The organism is Lysobacter sp. TAB13 (assembly GCF_052113885.1).
GTDB lineage: Bacteria > Pseudomonadota > Gammaproteobacteria > Xanthomonadales > Xanthomonadaceae > Lysobacter > Lysobacter gummosus.
This window is the reverse complement of the sequence record NZ_JBFRDR010000005.1, coordinates 103,657-127,318: the sequence shown is the minus strand read 5'-3', so window position 1 is coordinate 127,318 and position 23,662 is coordinate 103,657. Positions and strand designations below refer to the sequence as shown.

Here is a 23,662-nt window from a genome sequence, read left to right as displayed (position 1 = left end):
AGATTGCATCCGCCTCGCTATCGGACTTCGCCCAACCCTCCGCAGCGCCGATCCCGCCGCAGCCGCAACCGGCTTGGCAGACGATGGCCGCGGCGCGCGAGCACGGCGACGATCGCGCGCCACCGATCGAGCGACCCACGCCGGAATCGCAGGCGCCCGGCGCCACCGCGTGGGATCTCAGCGATCCGGCCCGCTACCGCGAGTACGAACTGCGCGGCCAGCGACGGCTTCGCGAGGATTACCTGATGGCCGCCGAGCAGGAGCTGCCCAAGTGGAAAGCCCTGCTCGCCCAGGCGATCGCGGCCGGTGCGCCGCCGGCCGCCATCAATGAGGCGCGGGACAAGATCCGCCACCTGGAAGCACGGCAGATCGCATTGCGCAGCGAAGCATCGCGCGACTCGCAACCGAAATAATCGCGGCCGCGACGTTTCACACGCGCAACGCGACGCAGCCGGCCCACGTGCGTGGCCGGCTGCGTTGAATCACAGGTTGACGTACCGTCGTTTAGACGGTGACGGCCACCGTCTGGTTCCAGACCACGCCGATCGGCGCGTTCGGATTGCTGAAGGTGAGCGGCGTCGTGCCGACCATGACGTTGAACGCGGCCGGGCCGCCCCAGTTGATGCCGACCAGGGTCAGGCTGTACTTGCCCGGCGCCAGCACCGAACCCAGATTGACGGCGTAGCTGACCGGATCGTTGTTGCCGGAGCTGATGTGGCAGATTTCGGACGAACCGGCCGGCGTCGAGGCGATGATGTAGAGCTCGTTGTCGCAGGCGGTGACTTTAATGGGCGTAGCCATTGGGGAATCCTTTTCCGAAGTGGATGATGTTGCGCGGATGAACGATGCGATCGGCTCAGAAGGAACACGGTTACCGGTCCGACAGGAGATTCCGATTGCGCGATGCTGCGAGCGGATGCCGTTGCTGCAGGTCCGCATCGCCATCGCAGTATTCGCCTCGCCCGTCGGATAAACAGCGTCATTGCCGGCGCAGTCGCGTATCAGTTCGGGCGCTTTTCGCAGGCCTAGCCGTTGATCGCCGTGGCCACAGGAGTCGTCTCGCAGCGAACGATCTGCATGACCGGGACTTCGAAGCAGCGCGCCAATGCGTGAGCGATGCGAAAACGCACGGCGCGGCCGGATTCGGCCCGTTTTATCGTGGCGATGGAAACGCGGATATTGCGCCGCCAGCATTCGTCGGCCAGATCCTGCTGGCTCAGCAACCGATCCTGACGCAACCGGCGCAGCACCGCGCCGTCCAACACGACCTGGCCGCGGTCCAACAATCCGACCCGGTGGTCGGTCGCGGCGATGGGTTCCTCGTCCTGCAGGCTTGCGCTGCTCAGGACGGATACGGCGTAGAACTCGGGTCCTGCGATCTGATCGGGTGTGGTGGAGTCGTCCATGGAAGAGCCTCGGGTGTAGGGCTTGCCGAAATGTCCCGCGTCGTCGCTGTCGCATTGCGCGATGGTTCGACGAACCGCGGGAGTCGCGCGGATCGTCATTGATCCGTCGCGATCACGGTGCCCTTCGCTTCGTCCGGTCGCCTTTCCGAAACCTGCCGGTTCGTATGTCGCTGTTTTTGCTGAGCGAATATCGTCGGCATGCGCCCTAGCCCGCGATCCGCATCGCTTCGTTCGCTGCGATTCGCGCGGCCGTATTGGACACGTTCGCCTTCGAATCGGGACGCGATGACTTGAGGCAACAAGCAAACCGCGGTGAGCGAGTGTTAGGGAACGTTAGCCGCGGCTGGAAAATCAGCGCAGTCGCATGCGCTTGCGCTTCATCGCGACTCGCCTGCGACTGGATCTGCGCTTGTTCGATGCCGGCGATCGACGGACGGGACCTCTCACGCAGCCTCATTCGCCCGGCGCACGATCAACGGCTTGAAAATCGCCGGCCGAGAGAATCGGACGGCCGATCTGCTGATATTTATCGGGGAAGTGTGATCCTGCCCGTGGTTTTTCGCGGACCATCGCACAAAACACCGGTATCGACGACCGTGATGATGGCCAAATGGTCATGGGGGACAAGTACGACAGGCTCAGGGTTCGCTATAAACGGCGAATGCCCGCGGGCGATGTCCGGCGAGACGACAGGAATGGGCGGTCCCGGCGAAATGCGCCCGCCGCTCTTTTTTACGAACGAGGCAAGTCCACCACATGATCGCAAGCGATCACTCTCCCTTGGCGCATCCGGCCAACCGCGCCGACGCTGCCGCAACGGCGCTGCCGCCGGCCGACGGCGGCGACAGCGTCACCGCGCTGTTGGCCGCCGCGCACGACGGACGGGCCGATGCCTGGCAGCGCATCTACAGCCTGCTCTACGCGGATTTGCATCGCATCGCGCGTTCGCAGATTCGCCAGCAGGGCGGGCCCCGCCTGTCGCCGACCTCGCTGATCAGCGAAACCTGGCTGCGTCTGGCGCATTCGGAGCTGCCGGTGGAAAGCCGCGCGCACCTCACCTCGCTGATCGCGCGCGCGATGCGTTTCGTGCTGCTGGACGAAGCGCGCCGCACCCTGGCGGACAAACGCGGCAGCGCGATCGATTTCACCGCCCTGAACGATCATGCCGAGTCCGGTTCCGAAGCCCGCCTGGAGCAGTTGCTGGCACTGGATCAGGCGCTCGACTCCCTGGCCGGCTTCGACGAGCGTCTGGCCCAGGTCGTGGAACTGCGTTACTTCGGCGGCTTGAGCGAGCAGGAGATCGCCGATGGTTTCTCGCTCAACGTGCGCACCGTGCGCCGCGACTGGCGGCGCGCACGCGCCTATCTGCTGATGCGGCTGGGGCACGAGGGCGGCGACATCACCATCTAGGCCGCGTATCGAGCGACGGCCGCGCGCCGGTTCAGTGTTTGGCCAGCGCCTGCGCGCCGGCGCCGGAGGTGAGCCGAGCCAGCTTCTCTCCCACCTGACGGATCGACGCCTCCTTCGGCCCGGCGATGCGCAAGCCGATCTCGTAAGCGCGCTGCCAGTGTTCACGCGCACTCGCGATCTGCCCCGCGGATGAGGCCAGATCGCCCAGCACATCGTGGCTGTTGAAGCGCACCACATCCACCGCCAGACTCGGCGGCGCCGTGTCGGCGTCGCGCAGCAAGGCCGTCAGCTCGCGTCCGGCATCGCTGTCGCGTTTCTGCCGCAGCAGCAGTTCGACCAGCACGTAGCGCGTCTGCAGAACGCGATCGTTGCCGGCGCCGCGCGCGCGGGTCAGCCCGGCGATCACCCGCCCGAGTTCTGCTTCGATGCCTTGCGTGCGGCCGATGCGCAATTGCGCGCGGATCAGATAGACCCGATACACCAGCATCGGCAGGCCCTGCTTCTCGCCTTCGGTCACCGCGCGCTGATACAGGTCCACGACTTCGTGCCAGGGGCGTTCGGACGGCGTTTCCAGTGCCTTGACCGCCAGCGCGCTGCCCAGATGGATCATCGCGCGGATGCTGCGCTGATGCGACGGACCATGCGCGCGCAGCATGATCGACAGCGCTCTGCGAGCTTCATCGATACCCAGCTGGGTTTCGCCGGTCTGCGAATGCACCGCCGCGACCATGCGCATCGCATCGGCTACCTCGGGATGTTGCGACCCCAGCGCATCGCGCAGAATCCGCTCGCCGGTCTGGGCGGACTCTAGCGATGGCGCCAGCTGCGCATTGGCGTACTGCGCCTCGGCCAGCACCGCCCAGGCCTTGCCGGTTTCCGGATGGGCCGGACCCAACAGGCGGCGCCGGTTCGCCAGCAGGCGCTGGGCGATGGCCAGGGCCTGCGCGCGCTCGTCCATGGCGAACAAGGTGTGTTCCAGTTCGGCGCGCGCCGAGTCGGCCACGACCGCGTCGCGCCCGTCCGCCAGGGCGACCGCGCGCTGCAGGTCGCTGCGCGCCGATTCGAATTCGAACAACTGCGTCCGCCATTCGCCGCGCTGGGTCAGCAACTCGGCCAAAGGCACGGGATTGCGCGCGGCCAGCGATTCGGCCATGCCCAGGGCGCGGTTCAAGGTCGCGTTGGCCTCGGTGAGCTGCGCCCTGCCCCATTGCGCTCGCGCCAGTTCCACGTCCAGGGCCAATACGACGTGCGCGCGGCCGTTCAGATCGGCCGCGCTGGCGTCCAGCAAACCTTCGCGCACCGCCTGCTCGGCCTGCGCATAACGGGATTGGACATTGAACAGATGGGCCAGCGTGGCCTGGGTCAAGGCGCGTTGCTCGGGATCGTCCATGCCGAGCGCGCGCGCTTCCTTGACCAGGTTCAACGCGCGCTGGTAATCGCCCAGCGTGGTGTAACTCTTGGCCAGCGCGATCAGGCCGCGCGCGCGCACCGAGGCCGGGTCGGCGCTGCCGCGCTCGCGCAAACGCCGTTCGGCGACGTGCAGCATGTCGCCCGACACCAGCGGCGAATGGCCGAGGCTGGTCAGCGTCATTTCGCCCAGGGTGTCTTCGAACAGGCGCTGCACTTCGCGGGTGGATTGCGCTTCGTGCGCGGCCTGAAGGCTGTGTTTGTAGGCCAATCCGGACACCGCGCCCAGCGCGGCGATCATCGCCACCGACACCGCGACCGCGATGCGGTTGCGGCGCAGGAACAGGCGCGCGCGATAGCCGGCTTCGCGTTCGCGCGCGAGCAGAGGACGGGTCTGCAGCCAGCGGCGCAGATCGATCTGCAACTCCGCCACCGAGCGATAACGCCGTCGCGGTTCCGGATCGACGCAGGCCATCGCGATGCGATCCAGATCGCCGGACAACTCGCGCGCCCAGGCCGCGACCGTATCGCAGGAACGCAGTTTCGCCGCGTCGATCGTCGCCTCGCTGGCGAGCCGGCTCGGCGATTGTTGCGTGTCGAACCTCGCTATTCCCGCGGCGCGCAGTTCGGCCTGCGCCGGCGGCCATCGCCCGCACAGCAATCGGTACAACACCGCGCCCAGCGCGTAGATATCGCTGGCGACGCTGTAGCCCTCGCCCGCCATCACCTCCGGCGCGGTGTAACCCCAGGTCATCGCCACGCCCGGACGCGCCGCGCCGGCGGCGCCCAGGTTCAGCGAAGACAGGCCGAAGTCGATCAGCATCGGGCGCCCGCCGGCGCCGACCAGGATGTTGGACGGCTTGATGTCCGAATGCAGCGTGACCTTGCTATGCGCATAGGCGACGCCTTCGCAGGCCTGATCGAACAGCGTCACGCGCGTGCGCGTGTCCAGTTGGCGCGCATCGCAGTAGGCGTCGATCGGCTGGCCATCGACCAACTGCATCGCCAGCCACGGATACCCTCCGGCGTCGATGCCGCCGTCGAGCAAGGTCGCGATGTTGGGATGATCCAGGCGCGCGAGCGCATCGCGTTCGTTGCGGATGGATTCGGCCAGCACCGGCGAGGAGATTTCCCTGCGCACGCATTTGATCGCGACGGCCTGCGCGTACTGCCCGTCGTCGCGAAGCGCGCGGTACACCGTGCCCATGCCGCCGGTGCCCAGCACCGCTTCGATGCGCCAGGGGCCGAGCGACTGTCCGATGCGCTGATCCGATTGCGACGCATCGTCAGCCCCGCCGCGGGCCGGCTGGCTTTGGGCCAGGATGTTCAGCGGCGAGGTTTCCAGCGCGCCCTCCAGCGCGTCGGCGCGCAGCAGCGAACTCACCGCCTGGAACAATTCCGGATCGTTGGCGCGCAATACCTCCAGCGCCTGTTTGCGATGCGCCGCATCCAGATCGGCCACGGCATCGAATTCGGCCAGAGCGCGGACTTCGAGAGAGGACATGCGCATTCCGATAAGGGAACAGGACCACGGCACCGCCGCGGCAGGGTACGGCCCCCGGTCATCCCGGAACAACGCGAAGCCGATGTAGCCGGGCATCGCGGCGTGCGCCGGGCACGTCGGGGTTCGTGCTTATCCAGTTCGCGATACCCGCGTGAAACAGGACACGCGCGCCGGAGGCACCGTGAGGGCCGATGACGCGCTGCGAACCGCCGGCAGCGCCTGAAACTTCGACCGCGTCACATTTCATCGTTCACGAATCACTTCCGGGCGATCTCGCGTCGCGGCGATGTCCTGTCGATCCGCCTTGTTACGAAGCAAGGGTATCGATAACAACACCAGGCGAAGTATGGATCGCTTACAGGCTCGCGTGTTCGAGGATTTCCTGCCCCATCAGCGTGCAGCCCTGGCCTGCCTCGCTATAGATCAAACGCATCCGGTACGAACCTTTGTAGACGCGCCCCCACACCTCCAGAACCGCGAATTGCTGCTTCGCGTTAGCAGGATTGCGTATGGAGGTGCGCTTTTTGACCGCTGAATCGATCGAGATGCGGTCGTCTTCCCCGACGTGAAAAGTCAGCAGCCGTTTCGCCTGCGCGCGAGCCTCGCTCGCGCATGCGGGCTCGGCGGCGAAGCCCGAATTGCCGAGAGTCATCAGCACCAGTAACGCCATCATTCTGCGCACGATAGTCATGTCGTTCTCCAGAAGGTGAATCCACATTTGCCCGAAACCTTAGAGGTTCCGCCATGAATGTCCAGTACAAATCACCCGATATCGCGATGTCGCCGGCTCCCTCCATCGGCGGGCTCACGCCGGAGCAAGTGCGGCAGATCGCGCCCACTCTCAGCCTGGAGCGCGCGACCCAATTGGCCGGTCCGCTGACTCAGGCGATGACCGCGGCCGATGCCAATACCCCGCAACGCCAATCCATGTTCCTGGCGCAACTGGCGCAGGAAACCGACGGTTTCAATACGCTGGAGGAATATGCCGACGGCACCCAGTACGAAGGCCGCAAGGACCTGGGCAATACCGAACCGGGCGACGGCGCGCGCTTCAAGGGACGCGGCTTCATCCAGCTGACGGGCCGTTCCAACTACGAGGCGGCCGGTCAGGCGCTGGGCCTGGACCTGGTGGGCAATCCGGAACTGGCGAGCGATCCCAATGTCGCGGCGAAAGCGGCGGCGTGGTACTGGAACAAACGCGATATCAATTCCGCCGCCGATGCGGGCGACTTCGAAGAAGTCACCCGGCGCATCAACGGCGGGCTCACCGGCATCGATGACCGGCGCGCGTACCAAGGCCGCGCCCAGAGCGCGGTAGGCGAAGGCGTTTCCTTGTCCGAGAAAGCGCAGGAGAATCCGTCGCCCTCCCCGACTCCCCATGTCGGCGGCCCCACGCTCACGCCCGGCAAACCGGGCAGCGGCGAGGCGACGGAAGCGAAAGCGGTCGATGAAGTCGCCGGCCCGAATCTCGATCACAACCAGTGGTACAAGCCGCAGCCCGGTAATTGGCAATGCGGTCCGACCTCGCTGACGATGGCGATGGCCTCATGGGGAATGCGGCCCGCGGATGATGCGACCTTGGATGAAATGGTGAAGTTGACCGGCGCCAATCCGAACGACGGCGTCCCGGGCAACGCTTCGCTGGTCGCCAATGCGGCGAAGGAAGCCGGAATGGAGTCCAAGTTCAATCCGGACGGTTCCGCGGCCGCGGTGGGCGCGGCGGTCGACCGCGGTCACAGCGTCGTACTCAACGGCGGACTGCCCGGCGGCGGCGGCCACTTCATCTATGTCGCGGGCCGGGACGACAAGGGCAACTTCCTCGTCGGCGATCCCGCGCGGCCGCAGATCACCAGCATGACGCCGGCTGAGCTGGAAAAATTTTCCAATGAAAATTCCGGCCAACACCCGACCGGGTTCGCCGAGGTTTGGCGTGAAGGACGGACACCACAAAAACCCGATGCCGCGTCTCCGACCGCGGAAGCGCAGAGCCAGAACCCGCCGCCGTTGGTAACGCCCGGTTCCGCGCTGGATCAGCATCTTCAGGCCAAGCAGCAAGAATCACCCGAAAATCCGCAGGCGAAAGTCGCAACTCCTGGATCGTCCGAGAACTCCGACGGCGCGGCGACATCGACCGCGGAAACCGCTCAACCGCCGAGCCCGGTGCAGACGAAGGGCACGCCGCGGCAGATGGACGATGCGCCGCCACCGCAGGACGTTCCCACGTACGCGCCCTACGAAGTCAAAAACAGCTCAGGCACGCCGCTGACCGAACCCGGGAAACTGGAGCCGCACCACGACGGCGATGTGTCGCGCACGCGCGGCAGCGAGTACGGGGTGCCGCAAGAGCTCAGCGTGAACGATGTCGTGTTGGGGAATTCCGCCAATGCCGAGCAACAGAAGATTCCCGCGCCGATGTCGGGCGAAGTGATGGTCGCTGGCGAGTACGGCGGCGGTGCCGGCAACTCGGTGGTTATCAAAGGCGACGACGGCAAGTTGGCTTACATGTACCACATGTCCGAAGTGGACGTTAAAAAAGGCGACCGCGTCGAATACGGCCAGGTCGTGGGCAAGCAAGGCAATACCGGCGACTCCGAAGGCGCTCACGTCCACATCGAAGCGCCCAAGGACGTGACGGACAAATGGGTCACCGATCTCAACGACGGCCGCTTCGATAAACAATCCAAGCCCGACACCATCGCGGCCAGCGAAGGTCAGCCGCAAAATCGCCGATCGGATACCGACTACGCTTCCAGGCAGTCGGAGGCATTGCCGAATACTTTCTCGCCAAGCCGCGGCGCCTCCCCGTACGATTCCGAAAATCCAGGCATGGCCGGCCGAGCGCAGGAGCAGCGCGGCCCCGGTCCCAAGGCGGAACAAGCGCATCCCCTCTTCGCGCAGGCGATGCGCGGATTGGAAAAGCTGGGCCCGGAGGCCGGCGGCTATCGCAACGAAGACGAAAAAGAGCGCATCGCCGGCGCGCTGGCTTTGAGCGCGAGGAACAGCGTGCCGCCGATCAAGGAAATCCACGACGTGGTCGCCAGCCCGACGAACGGAAACTTGTTCGCGGTATGGACCAATCCCGGCAATCCGGTGGATGTCGTGCATGCCAACGTCGATAAGGCGCAGGCGGCCCGGCAGCCGTTGCCGGACAGTTTGCACAGGCTGCATGACGCCGACCGGCAGAATCCGCCGCAGGACGATGAGCAGATCCAGCAGCAGACGCGCGGAGCCTTGAGGATGGCTTAAACGAGGCGGCGATCTGCTCCGGTTTCAGGCCAGCTCAGCGGCCGGGCACCGCAGTCTTCGATGAAGCCAGAAGCTACCGCTGCGACGGTAGCTTCTGGCCTTGTGGAGCCGGCCTTGTCGAAACTCAGCGCGATCCGCGGGCGATCAACGCTTTCCCCTGCTCCGAATCAGCCGCTTGGCTTGCTCTTGAAGTTCAAGCGTCTGCGCGGGCAATGCGGCCGCTGCCATCGGACAAGGCGAAGCGGCTTGGGCTTCAGCCGGTGCGGTTACCGTCGCAAGTTCGCCGCAAGCGGCCGACTGCATGGATTTGGGCGCCAGCGGAGCCGGAAAATCCCTTGTGACCAGCACGCGCGGCGAGGCGGGCATGCCCTCCCACACCTTGGGCGTATCCAGCAATTCCAGTTTGCGGATCGCCTGCGGGGCCGGAACGTTGACGACCCAGGTCCGGTAGCTGTCGCTCTTCAAAGGATCGCTCGCGCTGGCCGGCGGCGCACCGCTGTCCTGGTTGAACGGCCTGAAGCCGTCCTGGATCAGTACGTGCCGCTGCTTTCCGTCCGAATAAGTGACGCGAATGGTGTAGTCGCAACCTCCATTCGAGCAATACCAGGGATAGGTTCCGCGACCGGGTACGATGCTGGCGCGCTGGGTCGCGTCGGTCGGGTCGATGTACCGAAGCAGATTGCCCGTGAACGACAAGGTCGGATAGAACTGCGATACCCCCGTGGTGCCCGCATAGCTGTAGGTCAGAACGATCGCGTGCACAGGCACGTTTCGCTGTTGCGGCAAATTGCCGTCGAGGCCGAAGATTCCGCGGTCGGTAGTGACCGCTTCGACATTCACCCAACGCCGATCGATCGTGTCCCAACGGCGGTAACCGCCCGGGAAGGAAGCGTCCTCGATGATGCCGCCGCCGCTGTAGGAGTGTGCGCCCGAGGTGTCGAGGGTCGTGCGGCCTTCGAAGTGTCGTTGGAGCATGCCGGTGCTGTAATCGGAGAACATCGTGAAGCTGTTTCCGGCCGCCTGATCGCCGCTCCCGCCTTCCATCGGATCTTGCCTCACGCAGCGCCCTTGGCCGTCGATCTGGCGAGGGGTGCTACCGTTGAAGGTATCGCCGCGACACTTGGCGTAGCGCGATGCGCTGGTGGGCACGAACGTGCCGAGAAAACGTTTGTTGATCTGGTCGTAGCCCCACAGCGATCCGGCCAGGCTGCCCACCACGTACGGATATTTCCCGTCGGTGTAGGCGCCACCCTGATGCGGCAGGCCCATGGCGTGACCTTGCTCGTGGATAAAAACTCCGGTGTAGCTGGGGTCGCCCGTACCGACTTCTCCGCCGCCCAGTCCGCCTCCCGGCCCCTCGTAGGTTCCCGCGGCATTGAACATGATCAAAGGCCCGTAATACTGCACGGAAGCCGGCCTTTCGCCGTTGGCGTCGAGCAGTCCGCCCAGAACATTGAGTACCGACGACATCGTGGCGTAGCCATCGAGTTGATCGTCTCTGCTATGGGCCACGTACGCGGCATGCCCCTCGCGAGGACCGATCACCATCGTCGGCCAGACGATGGCCTTCGCCCCATGATTTTTCGCTGTCACACGGGCCACGGGCCATACGGCATAGATTTCATTGATGCTGTCTTGGCTGGGCACGCCCACCTTCGCAAGGGGGAACGAATTGTCCGGGTTAGCGCCGTACAAGTAGAACGGCAACACACGAAGTACCGCCTCACTGTCGGCGCCGACAAGCGCGGACGTCCAGGCTCCGGGTTGATAGTTGTCGGCGACCACGCGCAGTTGCAGGTCCGGGGTCATCCAGGAGGCGGGGATCTCGGCGCTGTATGCATCGCTTGCATAGCGCGGCCCGGCGGACTCGGTCGGCGGCAGCGAGGAAGGCGCCGCAACCGGTACGGTTCCGAGCGAAGCCTTGTTCGCCCACCCTTCCACACGCACGTTGGCCCCATCGGCCGCCGACAGGCGCAGCAATGCCAGCGCGGCGCGGCCGCCGATCGCGTGATAACTCTCGCTCGCCGCGCTCAAGGTCCAGCTACGTCCATTGGCCGGCAGCACGTGCGTCTGCGCAAGCTCCAGCGACTTGACCTCCAATGCAGTGGTGGGCTCGTGAGCCTGCGGCGTAGCGCTCGCCTCATTCGACACGGCGCTGGTGCCGGCCGCGTTTACCGCGCGCACGACAAAATAGTAGGCGACGCCGGGCGTCAGTCCCGTCACCGTGGCGCTCAGACCCGCGACGTTGCTTTGCACCGGCACCGAATTCTCGGCCCCGGGCGACAGCCCTTGATAGACGTTGTATGTCGTCGCCCCCGATACGGACGTCCACGACAAAGTGACCTTGCCGACACCTGCGGTGGCGGCCAATCCGGCGGGCGCCGCAGGCACCGATGCCCCGGGCGCCGGATTCCCCGGATTTCCGGAGCCCGGCGACTTTTGCTTGCCCCCGCCGCCGCCGCCGCAACCGGTAACCAGCAACGCCGAAAGAATGGACAGCGCGATAATGTTAAAACGCGGAACGTTCATGCATTTCCCCTTGAAATCGAATCTGGACATTCGGTAGTTCTGCCGAGTAAAGGCGCAGGCGCCGTGGCCTGCGCGATGCAATCGTCGGAATGGCTTGCCAGCCGCGTCCCCATGCCCGCCCCTTTTTCGTCCTGGCATGCCGCGGGTGACGGACTCGGCCTGCGGCACGCCGCCAACGCCTGCGAGTGCCTGCTTAAAAAGCGATCCGCACGCCGACGCTGTATTGGCTGTTGCCGGCGCCCGCCTCGGCTTCAGCGGTCAATCCCCACATGTCGTTGAACTTCAGCAACGCGCCTGCCGCTACGCTGGCCTCTGCCTCGTAGGTATCGCCGTCGGTGTACCTGAGCTTGCCCCACGCCTCCAGGCGCTCGGTCAATTCGCCGCGCAGACCGATCGCCAGGCGGGCATCGCCGCCATCTTGTTTATCCGTGAATAAAATCGCGCGGTTCTCATACTCGAAACGGGTATCGAGGTAAGCCAATTCAGCGGTCCAATCCAGGCGTTCGTTGATTTCGCGCCGGTATCCCAGGCCGACGACGACTTGCTGCACGTCCACGTTCAACTTGGTCAACACCTGCGGCCCGGATCTCAACTTGATATCGCCGTTGCCTTTATGGATGCCGCCGCTCAGAAATACGCCGCGCCCCAGGTCTGTCGAGCCGGCGAGGTAACCGCCGGTCGCCTCGATGTCGTCCAGCCGCAGCAGCGGATCCGAGTTGGCGGACTCGATCGACTGCTTTCCGTATCCCGCGTCCAGATAGGTGTAGCTGCGCGATTGCGCGGCGGCGACAGACGATGTCGCAACCGCGGTCAGCACAAGAAGTGTCGTCAAACAGTTTTTCATAGCGTGAATGGCTCAGGGGTTTCGAGGGAAGTCATCGCCCGGCACACATCGCTTTCGCGTCCCTGCAGGGAGCAGGAAATCAATGCTCATGCAGGGCGCGGGAACAAAAGACCCGGTCACGGGGGGATAAGCCGTGACCGGGCCGCGGCGCTACTACGCTCGCACCGTTAGAATTTGAGGCTCCAGCTGTCGATCTTGCCGATGTCCTGGCCGGCGTTGTCGTTCACGCGCAACTTCCATGTGCCGTTCAACGTTTCGCTGGACAGGTTCAGCGTCACGATCTTGTTGATGTTGTCGGTGCCGCCGCCGGTGTGGTTGTGGATGTTGTAGAGCGAGCCGTCCGGCGCCACCAGGTCGACCTTCAGATCGCCGATGTAGGTGTGCACGATGTTCACGGTCACCGAAGCATCGACCGGGCCGTTGCCGGTGCGGCCGGAAACCGTGACCGGGCTGTCCACGGTGGTGTTGTCGTTGATCGCGTAGTCGCCGTCGTTGCGGTAAGTCACCGGGGACGGCGCCGCGGTTACGGTGACCGAGGCGGTCTTGGTGTGGCTGGCGCCGTCGTCGTCCTTGACCGTCAGGGTGACGGTGTAGGTGCCGGCCGCGGTGTAGGTCTTGCTCGGGTTGGTCGCGGTGGAGCTCGTACCGTCGCCGAAATTCCAGCTGCGCGAGGCAATGGAGCCGTCGCTGTCGGTGGATTTGTCCGTGAAGGTCGCCTTCAGCCCGCTCACCGTGCTGGTGAAATTCGCCACCGGCGGCGTGTTGGCCGGTGCGGCGCTGCCGGTCTTGGCCAGTTCGCCCATGAAGGCCAGGGCCAGCTTGGCCAGCGGCACGCTCGGCACCGCCGACTCGCCCATGTTGGCCAGCGTATCCCCGCTGCTGTGGATATACGGGTTATAGCCCTTGAACGCCGGCGTGTTCTTGCCGGCATCGGTGCCGGACTCGAACATCATCGCCGCGGGGAATCCCGCGCTGGTCCAGGAGGCGTGATCCGAACAACCGTAGCCGCAGGTGATGGTGCCGCGGGTCAGTCCCAGCGGCGCCAGGTACGCATCGAAGACGTCGGTGACAAATGTCTTGAGGTCGGCGTTGGAGTAATCGGTCACCAGCTGCATGGTCTCCGGCGTACCGGTGCGGTAGTTGGTCATGTCCAGCTGCAACACGCCCACCACGTTTACGCCATCGGTCTTGAATTTTTGCGCGATGGCGTTGGAGCCGCGCAGGCCCACTTCTTCCGCCGCATACGCCATGAACTTGACCGTGCGCTTGGGTTTCCAGCCGTTCGCCAGCGCGACGCGGATCACCTCGGTCAGGGTGGCCACGCCGGAGGCATCGTCGTCGGCGCCCGGCGCGCTCTGCTCGGCGCTGCCGCCGGCCGAGCCGTTGATCGAATCCAGGTGAGCGCCGAGCACGACCACTTCATCGGGCAGGCTGGCGCCTTTGACCGTGAGGATCACCGAAGGCTGGGTGGAGCAATTGCTGCAGCCATCGAACAACTCGGCGGTAACGTCGGTGCGCGTGGCGGCCAGTCCGGCCCAGGCGCTCTTGATCCACTCGGCGGCGGATTTGCCGTAGCTGCTGGTGTAGTAGCGGTTCTTGTAGCTCTGCAGATGGTCGATGGTGTCGTAGATGCGGCTTTCCGATACCGAATCCAGCCAGGGGTTCACCGTGGCCTGGTTATCGATCGAGTAGTCGGCCGCCAACGAACGGGATGCGGCGGCCGCCGACTTATCGTTGCGGATGAAGGCCTCGGCCTGCTCGCGGGTATCGAACGCGAAGTAGCCGCCGCAGCGGTTTTCGCGCCCGTGAATGGTTTCGCTGATCTGGCTGAGCTGATGGGCCTTGATCTGCGAGATCTGCAGCGCCTTGCCGAGGCTGTCGCGGCGAGACACCGAGTTGCGCGCCAGGCCATCGATCAATTCGCCGGTCGCCTCGGACGTGACGATGTAAACCGGCGCGAGCGGATCGTGCTCGCTGCGCAGCGAAGCCGTTGCGGCATCTGCGTGCGCCTGGGGGTTTTCACCGGCCGCGACGCGATCGTTGCTCAACAGACCGGCGGCCAGACATGCCACGGCGAGAATACTGTGCGATTTCACTTGGAATGATCTCCTGTACTGCGCAGGCGTCGATGGCCGACTGGCCGGGATCGATACGCAGGGGACATGGGTACGCGATGGCTCGGCGTGTCGTGCCGCATGCGGCAACCCCGGTCGAAACCGGGGTTGCCGTGACGCTGTTGCGTTCGGTCATGCGTATCGAAAGCGACCGCAACGTTGGATCAGAACTTCACGCTCCAGCTGTCGATCTTGCCGGTGTCTTGGCCGGCGTAGTCGTACACGCGCAACTTCCACGTGCCGTTGAGCGTCTCGCTCGACAGGTTGAAGGTCACCGTCTTGTTGATGTTGTCGGCGCTGCCGCCGGTGTGGTTGTGGATGTTGTAGAGCGAGCCGTCCGGCGCCACCAGATCGACCTTCAGGTCGGCGATATAGGTGTGCACGATGTTCACGGTCACCGAGGCGTTGCTCGGTGCGTTGCCGGTGCGGCCGGACACCGTGATCGGGCTGTCCACGGTGGACCGGTCGTTGATCGCGTAGTCGGTGGTGTTGCTGTAGGTCTGTACCGAGGGCGGCGCGGTGACGGTGACCGAGGCGGTCTTGGTGTGGCTGGCGCCGTCGTCGTCCTTGACCGTCAGGGTGACGGTGTAGGTGCCGGCCGCAGTGTAGGTCTTGCTCGGGCTGGTGGCGGTGGAGGTCGTACCGTCGCCGAAGTTCCAGCTGCGCGAGGCGATGGTGCCGTCGCTGTCGGTGGATTTGTCCGTGAAGGTCACCTTCAGCCCGCTCACCGCGCTGGTGAAATTCGCCACCGGCGGCGTGTTGGCCGGAGTGCCGCCGCAACCGGCCGGCAACGCGCCTGCGTTGATGCCGACGACCTTGAAGGCGTCGACTACGTCCTGACCCTTCATGCCCATGTCGCAAGCCGCGCGCAGCACGCCGGCACCGCCTTCATTGAACGTCGTGCTGGCGGTCCAGTAATCGCGATTGGCGCGGGCGAAAGCCTGGAACGCGGTCTTGGTGTTCCAGCCGGCCTTGGTGGCCAAGGTGTAGAACGCCTTGTTGTAGATGCCCGAACCTAGGTGGTTGTTGATGCCGCCGGCCGGCATCTGGTTGACGTGGTCGATCGAACGGCCGTCGTCGCGCGGAGTGGCCATGTAACGCAACGCGCCGTCGCCCTTGAAGATCTGGGCGCCGACCTTGAAGTCGTTGCTGCCGAGCATGAAGTACTCGGCGGCTTCGCCGGCTATGTCGGAGAAGGCCTCGTTCAAGGCGCCCGGGGCATAGTTGTCGTAGTTCAAGCCCGAGTTGAACTGGGTATAGCCATGCGACACTTCGTGCGACAGAACGTCCAGGCTGACCAGCGGGTAGAAGGTGGTCTTGCCGTCGCCGAACAGCATGCCGTTGCCGATCCACGAGGCGTTTTCGTAGCTGGTGCTGAAGTGGACGCCGAGGAGCAACTTCTCCGGCAGCGGCGAGGCCTGCATGTAGTCCTTGTACATGTCGAACACGACGCCGCCGAAGTAATGCGCGTCGTTCAGCGGCGAGTACGCGCCGTTGATGGCCTTGACCGTATTGCGCGGGCAGGTGTAGCTGTACGCCGCCTTCGTGGACAGATCCACGTTATCGTCGCTGGAATGGTTCAGATTGACCGTCTTGACGTTGTCGTTCTCCATCTTGCACGTCGTGCCGGACTGCGCCACGTTGAGATAGCCGAAGTCGGTGCCGAACTCGTACTGGCCGGTCTTCTCGTTGCCGCCGGGGCCGGTGCCGTTGGCGGTCTGCAGGTTCTCCCATTGCTTCAGCACGCGGCCGTCGTTGGCATCCACGATCACCTTCGGCAGCGTCGGCTCGCCGTTTTTCACCGCGAAGAACGACACTACATAGGCCAGGTGCGCGCGGCCGCTTTCATCGACATAGATATTCAACTCGGCCTGTTCGTTCTGGGCGGAGCTGCGGGCGCCCAAAGCCGAACGCTTGCCGACGCTGAGGGCCTGCGCCTTGCTCAGCTTGGGCGCGACGGAAGCGATTTCGCTCGCCAACCCTTCGATTTTCCGTCCAAACAAGGCGCGGACCTGGCCGCTGTCGTCTTCGCTGACCACGACATGCTCGCCGAACACCGGGATGCCGCGGAAGGTCTGCTGATAACGGCTGTTGCGCACGCCCAGGCTGGTGTGGCGGTTCTTCGCCACCAGGCGCGATTCCGAATCCAGACCGATCAGTTGCGCGTGACGGGCGAAGGGTTTGGCCGCGACACCCGTCTGCGCGACGGTGGCGTCGAACTGTCGATTGAGCTTGCCCAGGTCCTGGTTCATCAGGTCCACGCGCTGTGCGGCGAAGACAGGAGCGCAGGCCAGCGCGAGCGGAGTAATGGCCAGAATGACATTGCGAGTATTCACAACAATCTCTCCATAAACAGTAAGCGGATGTCGGCGATACAGCGATGTCCGACGCAGATGGGTAAGTCAGCGAGTTGATCCGCCGACGGACGGTTGCCGACGGCAACCGCGGCGAGCAAGAGCTGAAACCGCAATCAGTAATCGCTTTGCCACGAGCGATCGGTTATCGCCGAAGAACGAACGATGACTCGGACGTACCGACATGTCGTTGCTCGCGCTGGCCGTATTTGCGTGGAATCCAGGTGCGTAATCCCTTCGGCGCTGCGCTCCTGGGCCGGCTTCCCATCCGACCTGCTGACTTGGACCGGGTGTATTGCGCTGTGTTCGAGATACCCCGTTGGCTCGATCGCCAAGTCCCCTTCGCGATGCTGATCACTGCCTTGCGTGCCTACCTTCGCAATCCGCGCTGCCTCTACGCATCCCCCGAAACCAGGGGTAGGGTGTTGTCCCCATGCACTAACCATGACGCGCGTCGCGAATCGTCATGCAAAAAAAACCCGGCCAGGGATCAACCCAAGGCCGGGCCGCACGCAAACGCGCGCCTCTCCTAGAACTTGATGCTCCAACTGTCGATCTTTCCGGTGTCCTGAGCGGCGTTGTCGTTCACGCGCAACTTCCAGCTTCCGTTCAACGCCTCGCTCGACAGGTTCAATGTCACCGTCTTGTTGATATTGTCGGTGCCCGCGCCGGTGCGGTTGTGGATGTTGTAGACCGAGTTATCCGGCGCCACCAGGTCTACCTTCAGGTCGCCGATATAGGTGTGAGCGATGTTCACGGTCACCGAGGCGTTGCCCGGCGCGTTGCCGTTGCGACCGGACACCACGATCGGCGAGTCCACCGTGGCCGTATCGTTGATCGCGTAGTCGGTAGTGTTGCTGTAGTTCTTCGAATACCTACCGACCACACCGACGCCGTTGAACGCCGATGCGGCCTTCAGATTGAGGTAGTAGGTGCCCGCCTTCGGCGCGGCGAACGTGCAGGTCTCGGCGTTGTCGGCCTTGTTCGGACGGCAGTCGTAAGTCGCATCGGTCGGCTCGGCCCCGAAGCGCACGTACATGTTGGCGTTGCCGGCGCCGCCGGACGTGGTGAGGCTCAAGTCCGACGCACCGGCCGGTACATCGATCTTGTACTTCAGATAGGCGTCTTTCGCGGCGGAAAGATTGGCGACGGCCACGCCATTGACCAAGGTGACGACGGCCGGCGCCGGTTCGGCATCGATGACGGCCTCGACCACCGCCTGCGCATTGACGATGCCCTCGCCGATGTCCTGGTCGGGAACCACCGGGAAATCGCTGGCGTGATCGCGGATCAGCGCTTCCACTTGCGCCGGCGTCTTGGGCTGGCCCACCGCCGACTGCAGCAGGGCGACGACGCCGGCCACGTGTGGCGCCGCCATCGAGGTCCCGCTCATCATCGCGTAGCCTTGCGCGCCGGGAACGGTGAGGCTGGTGTTGATCGTCGAATAAATGTCCGAACCCGGCGCAGCGACATCGATGCCCGCGCCATAGTTGGAGAACCAGGAACGCTGCCCGGTGTTGTCGATCGACGCCACGGCGATCACGTTGGCGCAATTGGCCGGCCGATGATTGGCGACATCGTCGCTCTGGTTGCCCGCGGCCACGACCACGGTCGTGCCGCGATCGACGGCGCCGTTGATCGCTTCCTGGTAAGCCGGGCTGCAGGCCCCGCTTCCGCCCAGGCTCATGTTGATCACTTCGGCCGGGTTGGGATTCGCCGGAATGTTCTGCACGGCGCCGCCGGAAGCCCAGGTGATCGCATCGGCGATATCCGCCAGGGTTCCGCCGCAGCGTCCCAGCACGCGCACCGGCACGATTCGCGCGTTATGGGCGGTACCGGCCACGCCGCGCGCGTTGTTGGTCACCGCGGCGATGGTGCCGGCCACGTGCGTGCCGTGGAAGCTGGAGTTCGTGACCTTCGAGCCCTCCCCGCACTCGTTGGCGACCGGACTCCAATCGCCTTCGTCGCGCGGGTTGTTGTCGCGGCCGTCGCCGTCGCGCGAGGCCCACGAATCGGTGATGAAGTCGTAGCCGGGCAGGATGTTGGCATCCAGATCGGTATGGGCGGTGATGCCGGTGTCGATGACCGCCACCACCACGCCTTCGCCGGTCGCCCGGTCCCAGGCCTGTTCGGCCTTGATGCCGGCGTCGGCATCGTTGAAGCCCCATTGCCGGTTGTAGCTGGTGTCGTTGGGCTGCAGCGTCGGATACATGCGCGCATTGGGTTCGATCCAATCGACATTCGGATCGGCGGCGATCTGGCGCATCAAGGTTTCGGCGTCGGCGCGATCGAGCTTCTTGTCGGCCTTGACCAGATCGGCGCCGATCGCCAGGCGGCGACTGTGGCCCAGGGCGAGATGCTTGCCTGCGATCTTGATCTTCGTCGCTCGCTGCAGCGCGCCGGCGACGGTGTTGGCATGGGCTCGCTCGTTGCTGCCGTCGCGGTACTTGACGATGAATTCGTCGTACTTCTCGCCCGACTTCAGGCTGGTCAGCCCGACCTGCCCGGCAAAGGCCGGCATGGCGAAGGCAGCGATGGCGACGGCCAGTGCATGCTTGCGCATGCGCGGATTGGATGCAGACATCAGGTGATCCCCCTTGCTTTTTGACGTGATGGACCTCCGCGTCCGTTGCGAGTAGCGAGGTCGTCCGCGCGAACCGGTTCGGTCGCGCTCCCTCGATCACAGGCTTGCAGCCATAAGCGGCCCGAACCACCCCCAGAAATAGGGGTAGGGAGATACGTCGGGGAGCCGTTATGCCGCGTATTGGCTGTTCAGGTCAGCCCGAGCGCCCGAGCCGGGCTGCGCGCGTCAAAGGGAAACCCACTTGCAGGCGTGTGCCCTGCTCCGTCGAATCGATCTGCAGCTCGCCGCCCAGGCGATTGGCGCGCAGGCGCATGCTGGTCAGCCCGGCGCCGCCGGGGCGGTGCACGAACGTGGAAAGGCCTCCGCCATCGTCGCGCACATCGAGCCGAAGCCGTCCGTCTTCGTGGCTCAGCGATACATCGACGCGGGTGGCGCGGCTGTGCTTGAACACGTTGGTCAGCGCTTCCTGCAGCAGCCGCAGCAAGTCCAGGCCGCGCGGTCCGTCGAGTTCAAGCTCGTCCACGCCGTGCAGATGCCAATAGCTGTCGATGCCCGCCGCCTCCAGAAGCTGGCTGGAGCGGTAACGCAGCGGCGCCAACAGATCGGCGATGCCGACCTGTCCGTCGGTGGTGCTGTCGAGCACCAGACGCAAGTCGTCGCGCATGTCCTTCAGTGTTTCCACGACCTGCGTCTTGGGCGTATCGTCCGGCGCTTGTTCGAGACGGGCGATCGCGCCGATCAGCGTGCCGCCGAAACCGTCGTGCAGATCGCGCGTCAGCTGCAGCCGCTCCTCGGCGCGGCTCTTGCCCAGCGCCAGGGCATGTTCGCGCGCAAGCGTTTCGCCGAGCTTGCGCGTAGCCGCATCGACTTCGCGCTTGAGCTCAAGATTGAACGCCTCCACGCGACGCGTCGCGGCCACGAACCGGAAGGCCGCGGCGAAAAACAGCCCAAGCGCGGACAAGATCGCCGCGAAGCGCAGCAAATGCGTATGAGGCACCCACTCGAACCTGGCCAGCACCTCATAGACCGCGGCGACCAGCGGAAGTATCAGACACACGGCCAATACGCTGAAATCGCTTCTGCGTATCTGCAACGCGCGCCACATGAACCAGCCGGTGCCCGCGGCGAAGACGAATGCCCCGACCAGTTCCCACTGCTCTCCATACAGCGAGGTCCAGTGCGGGACCATCAGCGCCATGATCAGGACGATCAGGCATACCAACCACATGGCCTTTTCCAACACCGGAAAGCGGCGCTCGCCATAGCGAAACAGGAACATCACGAAAGCCGCCGCTGCGATGACCTTGAGCGCCTCGTTGAACGCCAATGCGGCGGCAATGCTGGCAAATGGCCAGGGGTCTTCGGCAATCAGGTTATAGCGCTGCACCGCGCTGACGAACTGCGACAGCGCGAACCAACCGAAGGTCGTTTCTTCGCGCCGCAGTATCCACATGAACGCGAAGATCAGCGACAGCGCCAGGCTCAGCGCCAGCGTCGCCACCTTGATGTACAGGCGATTGAAAAGGCTGCGCTCGTAGAGGTCGCGCACATCCTCCGGAGCGCCGCGGGTCACCACTCCCATCCCCGGCTCGACGTTCTTCAGTCCGGAAACGCGCACCAGCAACACGTTGTCGCCGGCCCGCAGCAGCGGAGGGCTGACCAGGAAATACTGCGCCGCGACCCATCCGCGCGATAGCGGCTCGACCAGCGAAGGGTCGCGCGCGACCATCACATCGTTGATATAGACCGCGCTGGCCAAATGGGTGTAGTCGAGCATGAGCGCGATCGGAGCGCGCGCATCGGCCTGATGCCAGTGCAGCCGATACCACACAACGCCGTCATGCTGCGGCCAGCGCGCGGTCCAGTCGTCCGGCAAACGTACCGGCGCCCAGCCGCTGACCGGCAATGTCCACGAGTCCCATCCGGCCGGCGCGGCCTCGCCCTCGACGATCTCCATGGGTGCGGACGCTGGCGGCTGTTGTGCTGCGATCGCCGATGCGCAGGTCATCCATCCCATCAGGGCGAGGACTGCGAGCGATCGGCACCAGCTTCGCATCAACTCAACAAACCCAGCTTCTGAGCCTCGAATACCGCCGCGGTGCGCGAGCCCACCGCCAGCTTGCGGTAAACGGCCTTGATATAGCCCTCCACGGTCAATCGCGAGAGCGTGATCAGGTCGGCGATCTCGCGATTGCTGCAACCGCGGGCCAACAGCTGCAGCACTTCGAGTTCGCGCGCGGACAAACGCACATCGTCCTCCGGCGCGACCTGCGCGAGGCTGGGGCCCGGCAACAGTTCGAGGATACGACGCGCGATCAGCGGATCGATGGGCGCTCCCCCGCGCTGGATGCTCTTGAGCGACAACACCAGTTCGATGTCCTCGCGCTCCTTGAGCAGGTAGCCCACCGCGCCCGCCTGCAGCGCCGACAGCACCGTCTCTTCATGACCAAAGGACGAGATGACCAGAGCCGGTGTCTGCTCCGGGCGCGCGTGTAATCGCGCGACCAAATCCCGACCGTTGCCGTCGGGCAGACCGACATCGACCAGGGCGATGGCGAAGTCCGTGCGGCTGAGCGCGTCATAGGCTTCCGCCAAACTGCCCACGATGGTGACTTCTGCGTCGGGATCGACTTCCCTGACGATGGACGCCAGCCGCCGCTGCGTCGCTGGATCGTCCTCGACGATCAGTGCCGGTGTCAGGCTGAGTAGCTCGGTCGGCATACAGCCTCCCTCCCCCGTACGATATCTTTCAGCTGGCAGTTTACTCCGACGCCGAGCCCGTTGAGCCGCCTGCGCGTGCCGCGAAAACGCCAAAAATGTGACGTCCGCACCGCAGCCGCGACAGCGTGCGATGGGGTATGGAACGAAAGGCAAACGGGGCTGTCCGGTGTCTTAATTTGCCTGGGCAGCCCAAGCACGCCGATTAGTTATCCGTTAAATCCTGGTTATTTCAGAACCTTTCCCGGCCTGCGGCTAGACCCATTCAGCGATTACGACGGGCGCGATTGCTACGACTGTCTACGAAAGCCCGGGCGATTCAAGTTCTGCATTCGAGCCTTCCGATTTACCGGTTTGGCTAAAGATTCCGATAGCCGATGCGGATAACGAATGGTTCCATTTGCCGGGACACCAGCCGCCTCGGAGCTCTGCATGACGATGTCGAATCACAAGGTCACCGTTTACGGTGCCTATGGACATACCGGGCGCTTTGTCGTCGCCGAACTATACGAACGTGGATGGATACCGATCCTGGCCGGGCGCGATGCAAGCAAGCTGGATGAGATAGGTAACGCGTTTCCCGAACTCGAACGGCGCCTGGCGTCGGTTATGGATCCACCGTCGCTCGACCGTGCCTTGGACGGCGCCGTGGCCGTCATCAACTGCGCCGGACCATTTCTCGATACCGCGGTCCCGATGCTCGAAGCAGCGCTGCGTGCGCGCATCCACTACCTGGATGTATGCGCCGAGCAAGCGGTCGTGCTTGGCATCTTCGAGCGCTTTGCTGAAACAGCGAGGACGACCGGGATCACAGTCATTCCCGCGATGGCGTTCTACGGCGGCCTGGCGGATTTGCTGGCGACAGCGGCGAAGCAGGATTGGCCGGATGCAGACGCAGTCGAGATCGGCGTAGCCTTGGACAGCTGGCACCCGACGACAGGCACGCGCGCGCCGAGGCGCCCTGGCCACGGTCCGCGCTTGGTATTTACGAACGGGAAACTGCAACCGCTCGCCGATCCGCCGCCGTCGCGCGAATGGACGTTCTGCGCACCATTCGGAACGCAGCAGATGGTGGCCCTGCCCTTCTCGGAGATCGTCACGATCTCGCGGCACCTGCGCAGCGATGAGGTGCAGTCCTATATGAACCTCGCGCCGCTCAACGACCTGCGCGGTCCCGATACGCCGCCGCCGACAGCGACCGATGCACGCGGACGTTCGGCGCAGGTCTTCGCCGTCGATGTCGTGGTGCGCCGAAACGGCCAGACACGTCGCGCCAGTGCGCATGGGCGCGACATCTACGCGATCAGCGCGCCGCTGGTGGTTGAAGCGCTCCAGCGCATAGTTGACGGGCGATGCAAGGAGAGCGGAGTTGTCGCTCCGGGAGAGGCGTTCGATGCGCTGGAATTTCTTGCGTCGATCGGCGATCTCCGCCTTGAAAGATATGGATAGCCGACACAACCCGGGCAGCAATCCGAATGCACCGGCGGTAATCGACGCCCTGCGCCCTTTCGTTCTGGCCACCGTTTGCGGCACCGATGCATCGCCC

Annotated in this window: 14 protein-coding genes and 2 pseudogenes; 4 read left to right on the top strand and 12 right to left on the bottom strand. The window is 64.6% G+C overall.

The window, feature by feature from the left end; genetic code table 11:
- Positions 1–83 precede the first annotated feature (83 nt).
- Entirely contained in the window at positions 84–413 is a 330-nt protein-coding gene (locus AB4Y92_RS08095) for a hypothetical protein (protein ID WP_441819152.1), read from the top strand.
- 91 nt (positions 414–504) lie between these two features.
- Here AB4Y92_RS08095 and AB4Y92_RS08090 read toward each other — a convergent pair whose 3' ends face one another.
- Together AB4Y92_RS08090 and AB4Y92_RS08085 are read right to left on the bottom strand one after the other, a co-directional pair.
- Entirely contained in the window at positions 505–801 is a 297-nt protein-coding gene (locus AB4Y92_RS08090) for a hypothetical protein (protein ID WP_441819151.1), read from the bottom strand.
- A 224-nt stretch (positions 802–1,025) separates the two neighbouring features.
- Positions 1,026–1,406: a helix-turn-helix domain-containing protein gene (locus tag AB4Y92_RS08085; RefSeq protein ID WP_441819150.1), complete on the bottom strand. Its 381-nt coding sequence runs from the start codon at positions 1,404–1,406 to the stop codon at positions 1,026–1,028.
- 756 nt (positions 1,407–2,162) lie between these two features.
- Here AB4Y92_RS08085 and AB4Y92_RS08080 point away from each other — a divergent pair.
- On the top strand, positions 2,163–2,816 hold the full coding sequence (locus AB4Y92_RS08080; RefSeq protein ID WP_441819149.1) for an ECF-type sigma factor: 654 nt from the start codon (positions 2,163–2,165) through the stop codon (positions 2,814–2,816).
- Positions 2,817–2,847: 31 nt separating this feature from the next.
- Here the strand turns inward: AB4Y92_RS08080 and AB4Y92_RS08075 are convergent, their stop codons facing one another.
- Both AB4Y92_RS08075 and AB4Y92_RS08070 read right to left on the bottom strand, forming a co-directional pair.
- Entirely contained in the window at positions 2,848–5,727 is a 2,880-nt protein-coding gene (locus AB4Y92_RS08075; RefSeq protein WP_441819148.1) for a protein kinase domain-containing protein, read from the bottom strand.
- Between the two features lie 355 nt (positions 5,728–6,082).
- Positions 6,083–6,418 (bottom strand): hypothetical protein, encoded by a 336-nt coding sequence (locus tag AB4Y92_RS08070; RefSeq protein ID WP_441819147.1) that lies wholly within the window; start codon positions 6,416–6,418, stop codon positions 6,083–6,085.
- A 53-nt stretch (positions 6,419–6,471) separates the two neighbouring features.
- On the opposite strand from AB4Y92_RS08070, the gene AB4Y92_RS08065 reads away from it, so the two are divergent.
- Positions 6,472–8,973 (top strand): peptidoglycan DD-metalloendopeptidase family protein, encoded by a 2,502-nt coding sequence (locus AB4Y92_RS08065; RefSeq protein WP_441819146.1) that lies wholly within the window; start codon positions 6,472–6,474, stop codon positions 8,971–8,973.
- Between the two features lie 144 nt (positions 8,974–9,117).
- Here AB4Y92_RS08065 and AB4Y92_RS08060 read toward each other — a convergent pair whose 3' ends face one another.
- The 8 genes and pseudogenes from AB4Y92_RS08060 to AB4Y92_RS08025 form a co-directional block, all read right to left on the bottom strand.
- On the bottom strand, positions 9,118–11,532 hold the full coding sequence (locus tag AB4Y92_RS08060; RefSeq protein ID WP_441819145.1) for a M66 family metalloprotease: 2,415 nt from the start codon (positions 11,530–11,532) through the stop codon (positions 9,118–9,120).
- 163 nt (positions 11,533–11,695) lie between these two features.
- Complete coding sequence (locus AB4Y92_RS08055) at positions 11,696–12,334, bottom strand: outer membrane beta-barrel protein (protein WP_441819144.1); 639 nt, start codon at positions 12,332–12,334, stop codon at positions 11,696–11,698.
- 179 nt (positions 12,335–12,513) lie between these two features.
- Positions 12,514–14,442, bottom strand: a complete 1,929-nt coding sequence (locus AB4Y92_RS08050) for a M20/M25/M40 family metallo-hydrolase (RefSeq protein ID WP_441819143.1) — start codon at positions 14,440–14,442, stop codon at positions 12,514–12,516.
- A gap of 182 nt (positions 14,443–14,624) precedes the next feature.
- Positions 14,625–16,796: a M4 family metallopeptidase gene (locus tag AB4Y92_RS08045; RefSeq protein ID WP_441819142.1), complete on the bottom strand. Its 2,172-nt coding sequence runs from the start codon at positions 16,794–16,796 to the stop codon at positions 14,625–14,627.
- Between the two features lie 547 nt (positions 16,797–17,343).
- Positions 17,344–17,571 (bottom strand): annotated as a pseudogene (locus tag AB4Y92_RS08040) (proprotein convertase P-domain-containing protein); the annotation flags it as partial.
- A gap of 114 nt (positions 17,572–17,685) precedes the next feature.
- Positions 17,686–19,398 (bottom strand): annotated as a pseudogene (locus AB4Y92_RS08035) (S8 family peptidase); the annotation flags it as partial.
- Positions 19,399–19,591: 193 nt separating this feature from the next.
- Positions 19,592–20,062 carry a sensor histidine kinase gene (locus tag AB4Y92_RS08030; RefSeq protein WP_441819318.1) on the bottom strand — a complete coding sequence of 157 codons (471 nt, stop codon included), beginning with the start codon at positions 20,060–20,062 and terminating at the stop codon, positions 19,592–19,594.
- A 1,391-nt stretch (positions 20,063–21,453) separates the two neighbouring features.
- Complete coding sequence (locus tag AB4Y92_RS08025; protein ID WP_441819141.1) at positions 21,454–22,119, bottom strand: response regulator; 666 nt, start codon at positions 22,117–22,119, stop codon at positions 21,454–21,456.
- Positions 22,120–22,548: 429 nt separating this feature from the next.
- Here AB4Y92_RS08025 and AB4Y92_RS08020 point away from each other — a divergent pair, with 429 nt between their 5' ends.
- Positions 22,549–23,565 (top strand): saccharopine dehydrogenase family protein, encoded by a 1,017-nt coding sequence (locus AB4Y92_RS08020; RefSeq protein WP_441819140.1) that lies wholly within the window; start codon positions 22,549–22,551, stop codon positions 23,563–23,565.
- Positions 23,566–23,662 lie beyond the last annotated feature (97 nt).

Bases quoted from the DNA above. Each gene is read 5' to 3' on its own strand.
- AB4Y92_RS08095 (WP_441819152.1), top strand. From the start codon at position 84: ATGGCCGCGGCGCGCGAGCACGGCGACGATCGCGCGCCACCGATCGAG.
- AB4Y92_RS08090 (WP_441819151.1), bottom strand. From the start codon at position 801: ATGGCTACGCCCATTAAAGTCACCGCCTGCGACAACGAGCTCTACATC.
- AB4Y92_RS08085 (WP_441819150.1), bottom strand. From the start codon at position 1,406: ATGGACGACTCCACCACACCCGATCAGATCGCAGGACCCGAGTTCTAC.
- AB4Y92_RS08080 (WP_441819149.1), top strand. From the start codon at position 2,163: ATGATCGCAAGCGATCACTCTCCCTTGGCGCATCCGGCCAACCGCGCC.
- AB4Y92_RS08075 (WP_441819148.1), bottom strand. From the start codon at position 5,727: ATGTCCTCTCTCGAAGTCCGCGCTCTGGCCGAATTCGATGCCGTGGCC.
- AB4Y92_RS08070 (WP_441819147.1), bottom strand. From the start codon at position 6,418: ATGACTATCGTGCGCAGAATGATGGCGTTACTGGTGCTGATGACTCTC.
- AB4Y92_RS08065 (WP_441819146.1), top strand. From the start codon at position 6,472: ATGAATGTCCAGTACAAATCACCCGATATCGCGATGTCGCCGGCTCCC.
- AB4Y92_RS08060 (WP_441819145.1), bottom strand. From the start codon at position 11,532: ATGTCCAGATTCGATTTCAAGGGGAAATGCATGAACGTTCCGCGTTTT.
- AB4Y92_RS08030 (WP_441819318.1), bottom strand. From the start codon at position 20,062: ATGCGCGACGACTTGCGTCTGGTGCTCGACAGCACCACCGACGGACAG.
- AB4Y92_RS08025 (WP_441819141.1), bottom strand. From the start codon at position 22,119: ATGCCGACCGAGCTACTCAGCCTGACACCGGCACTGATCGTCGAGGAC.
- AB4Y92_RS08020 (WP_441819140.1), top strand. From the start codon at position 22,549: ATGACGATGTCGAATCACAAGGTCACCGTTTACGGTGCCTATGGACAT.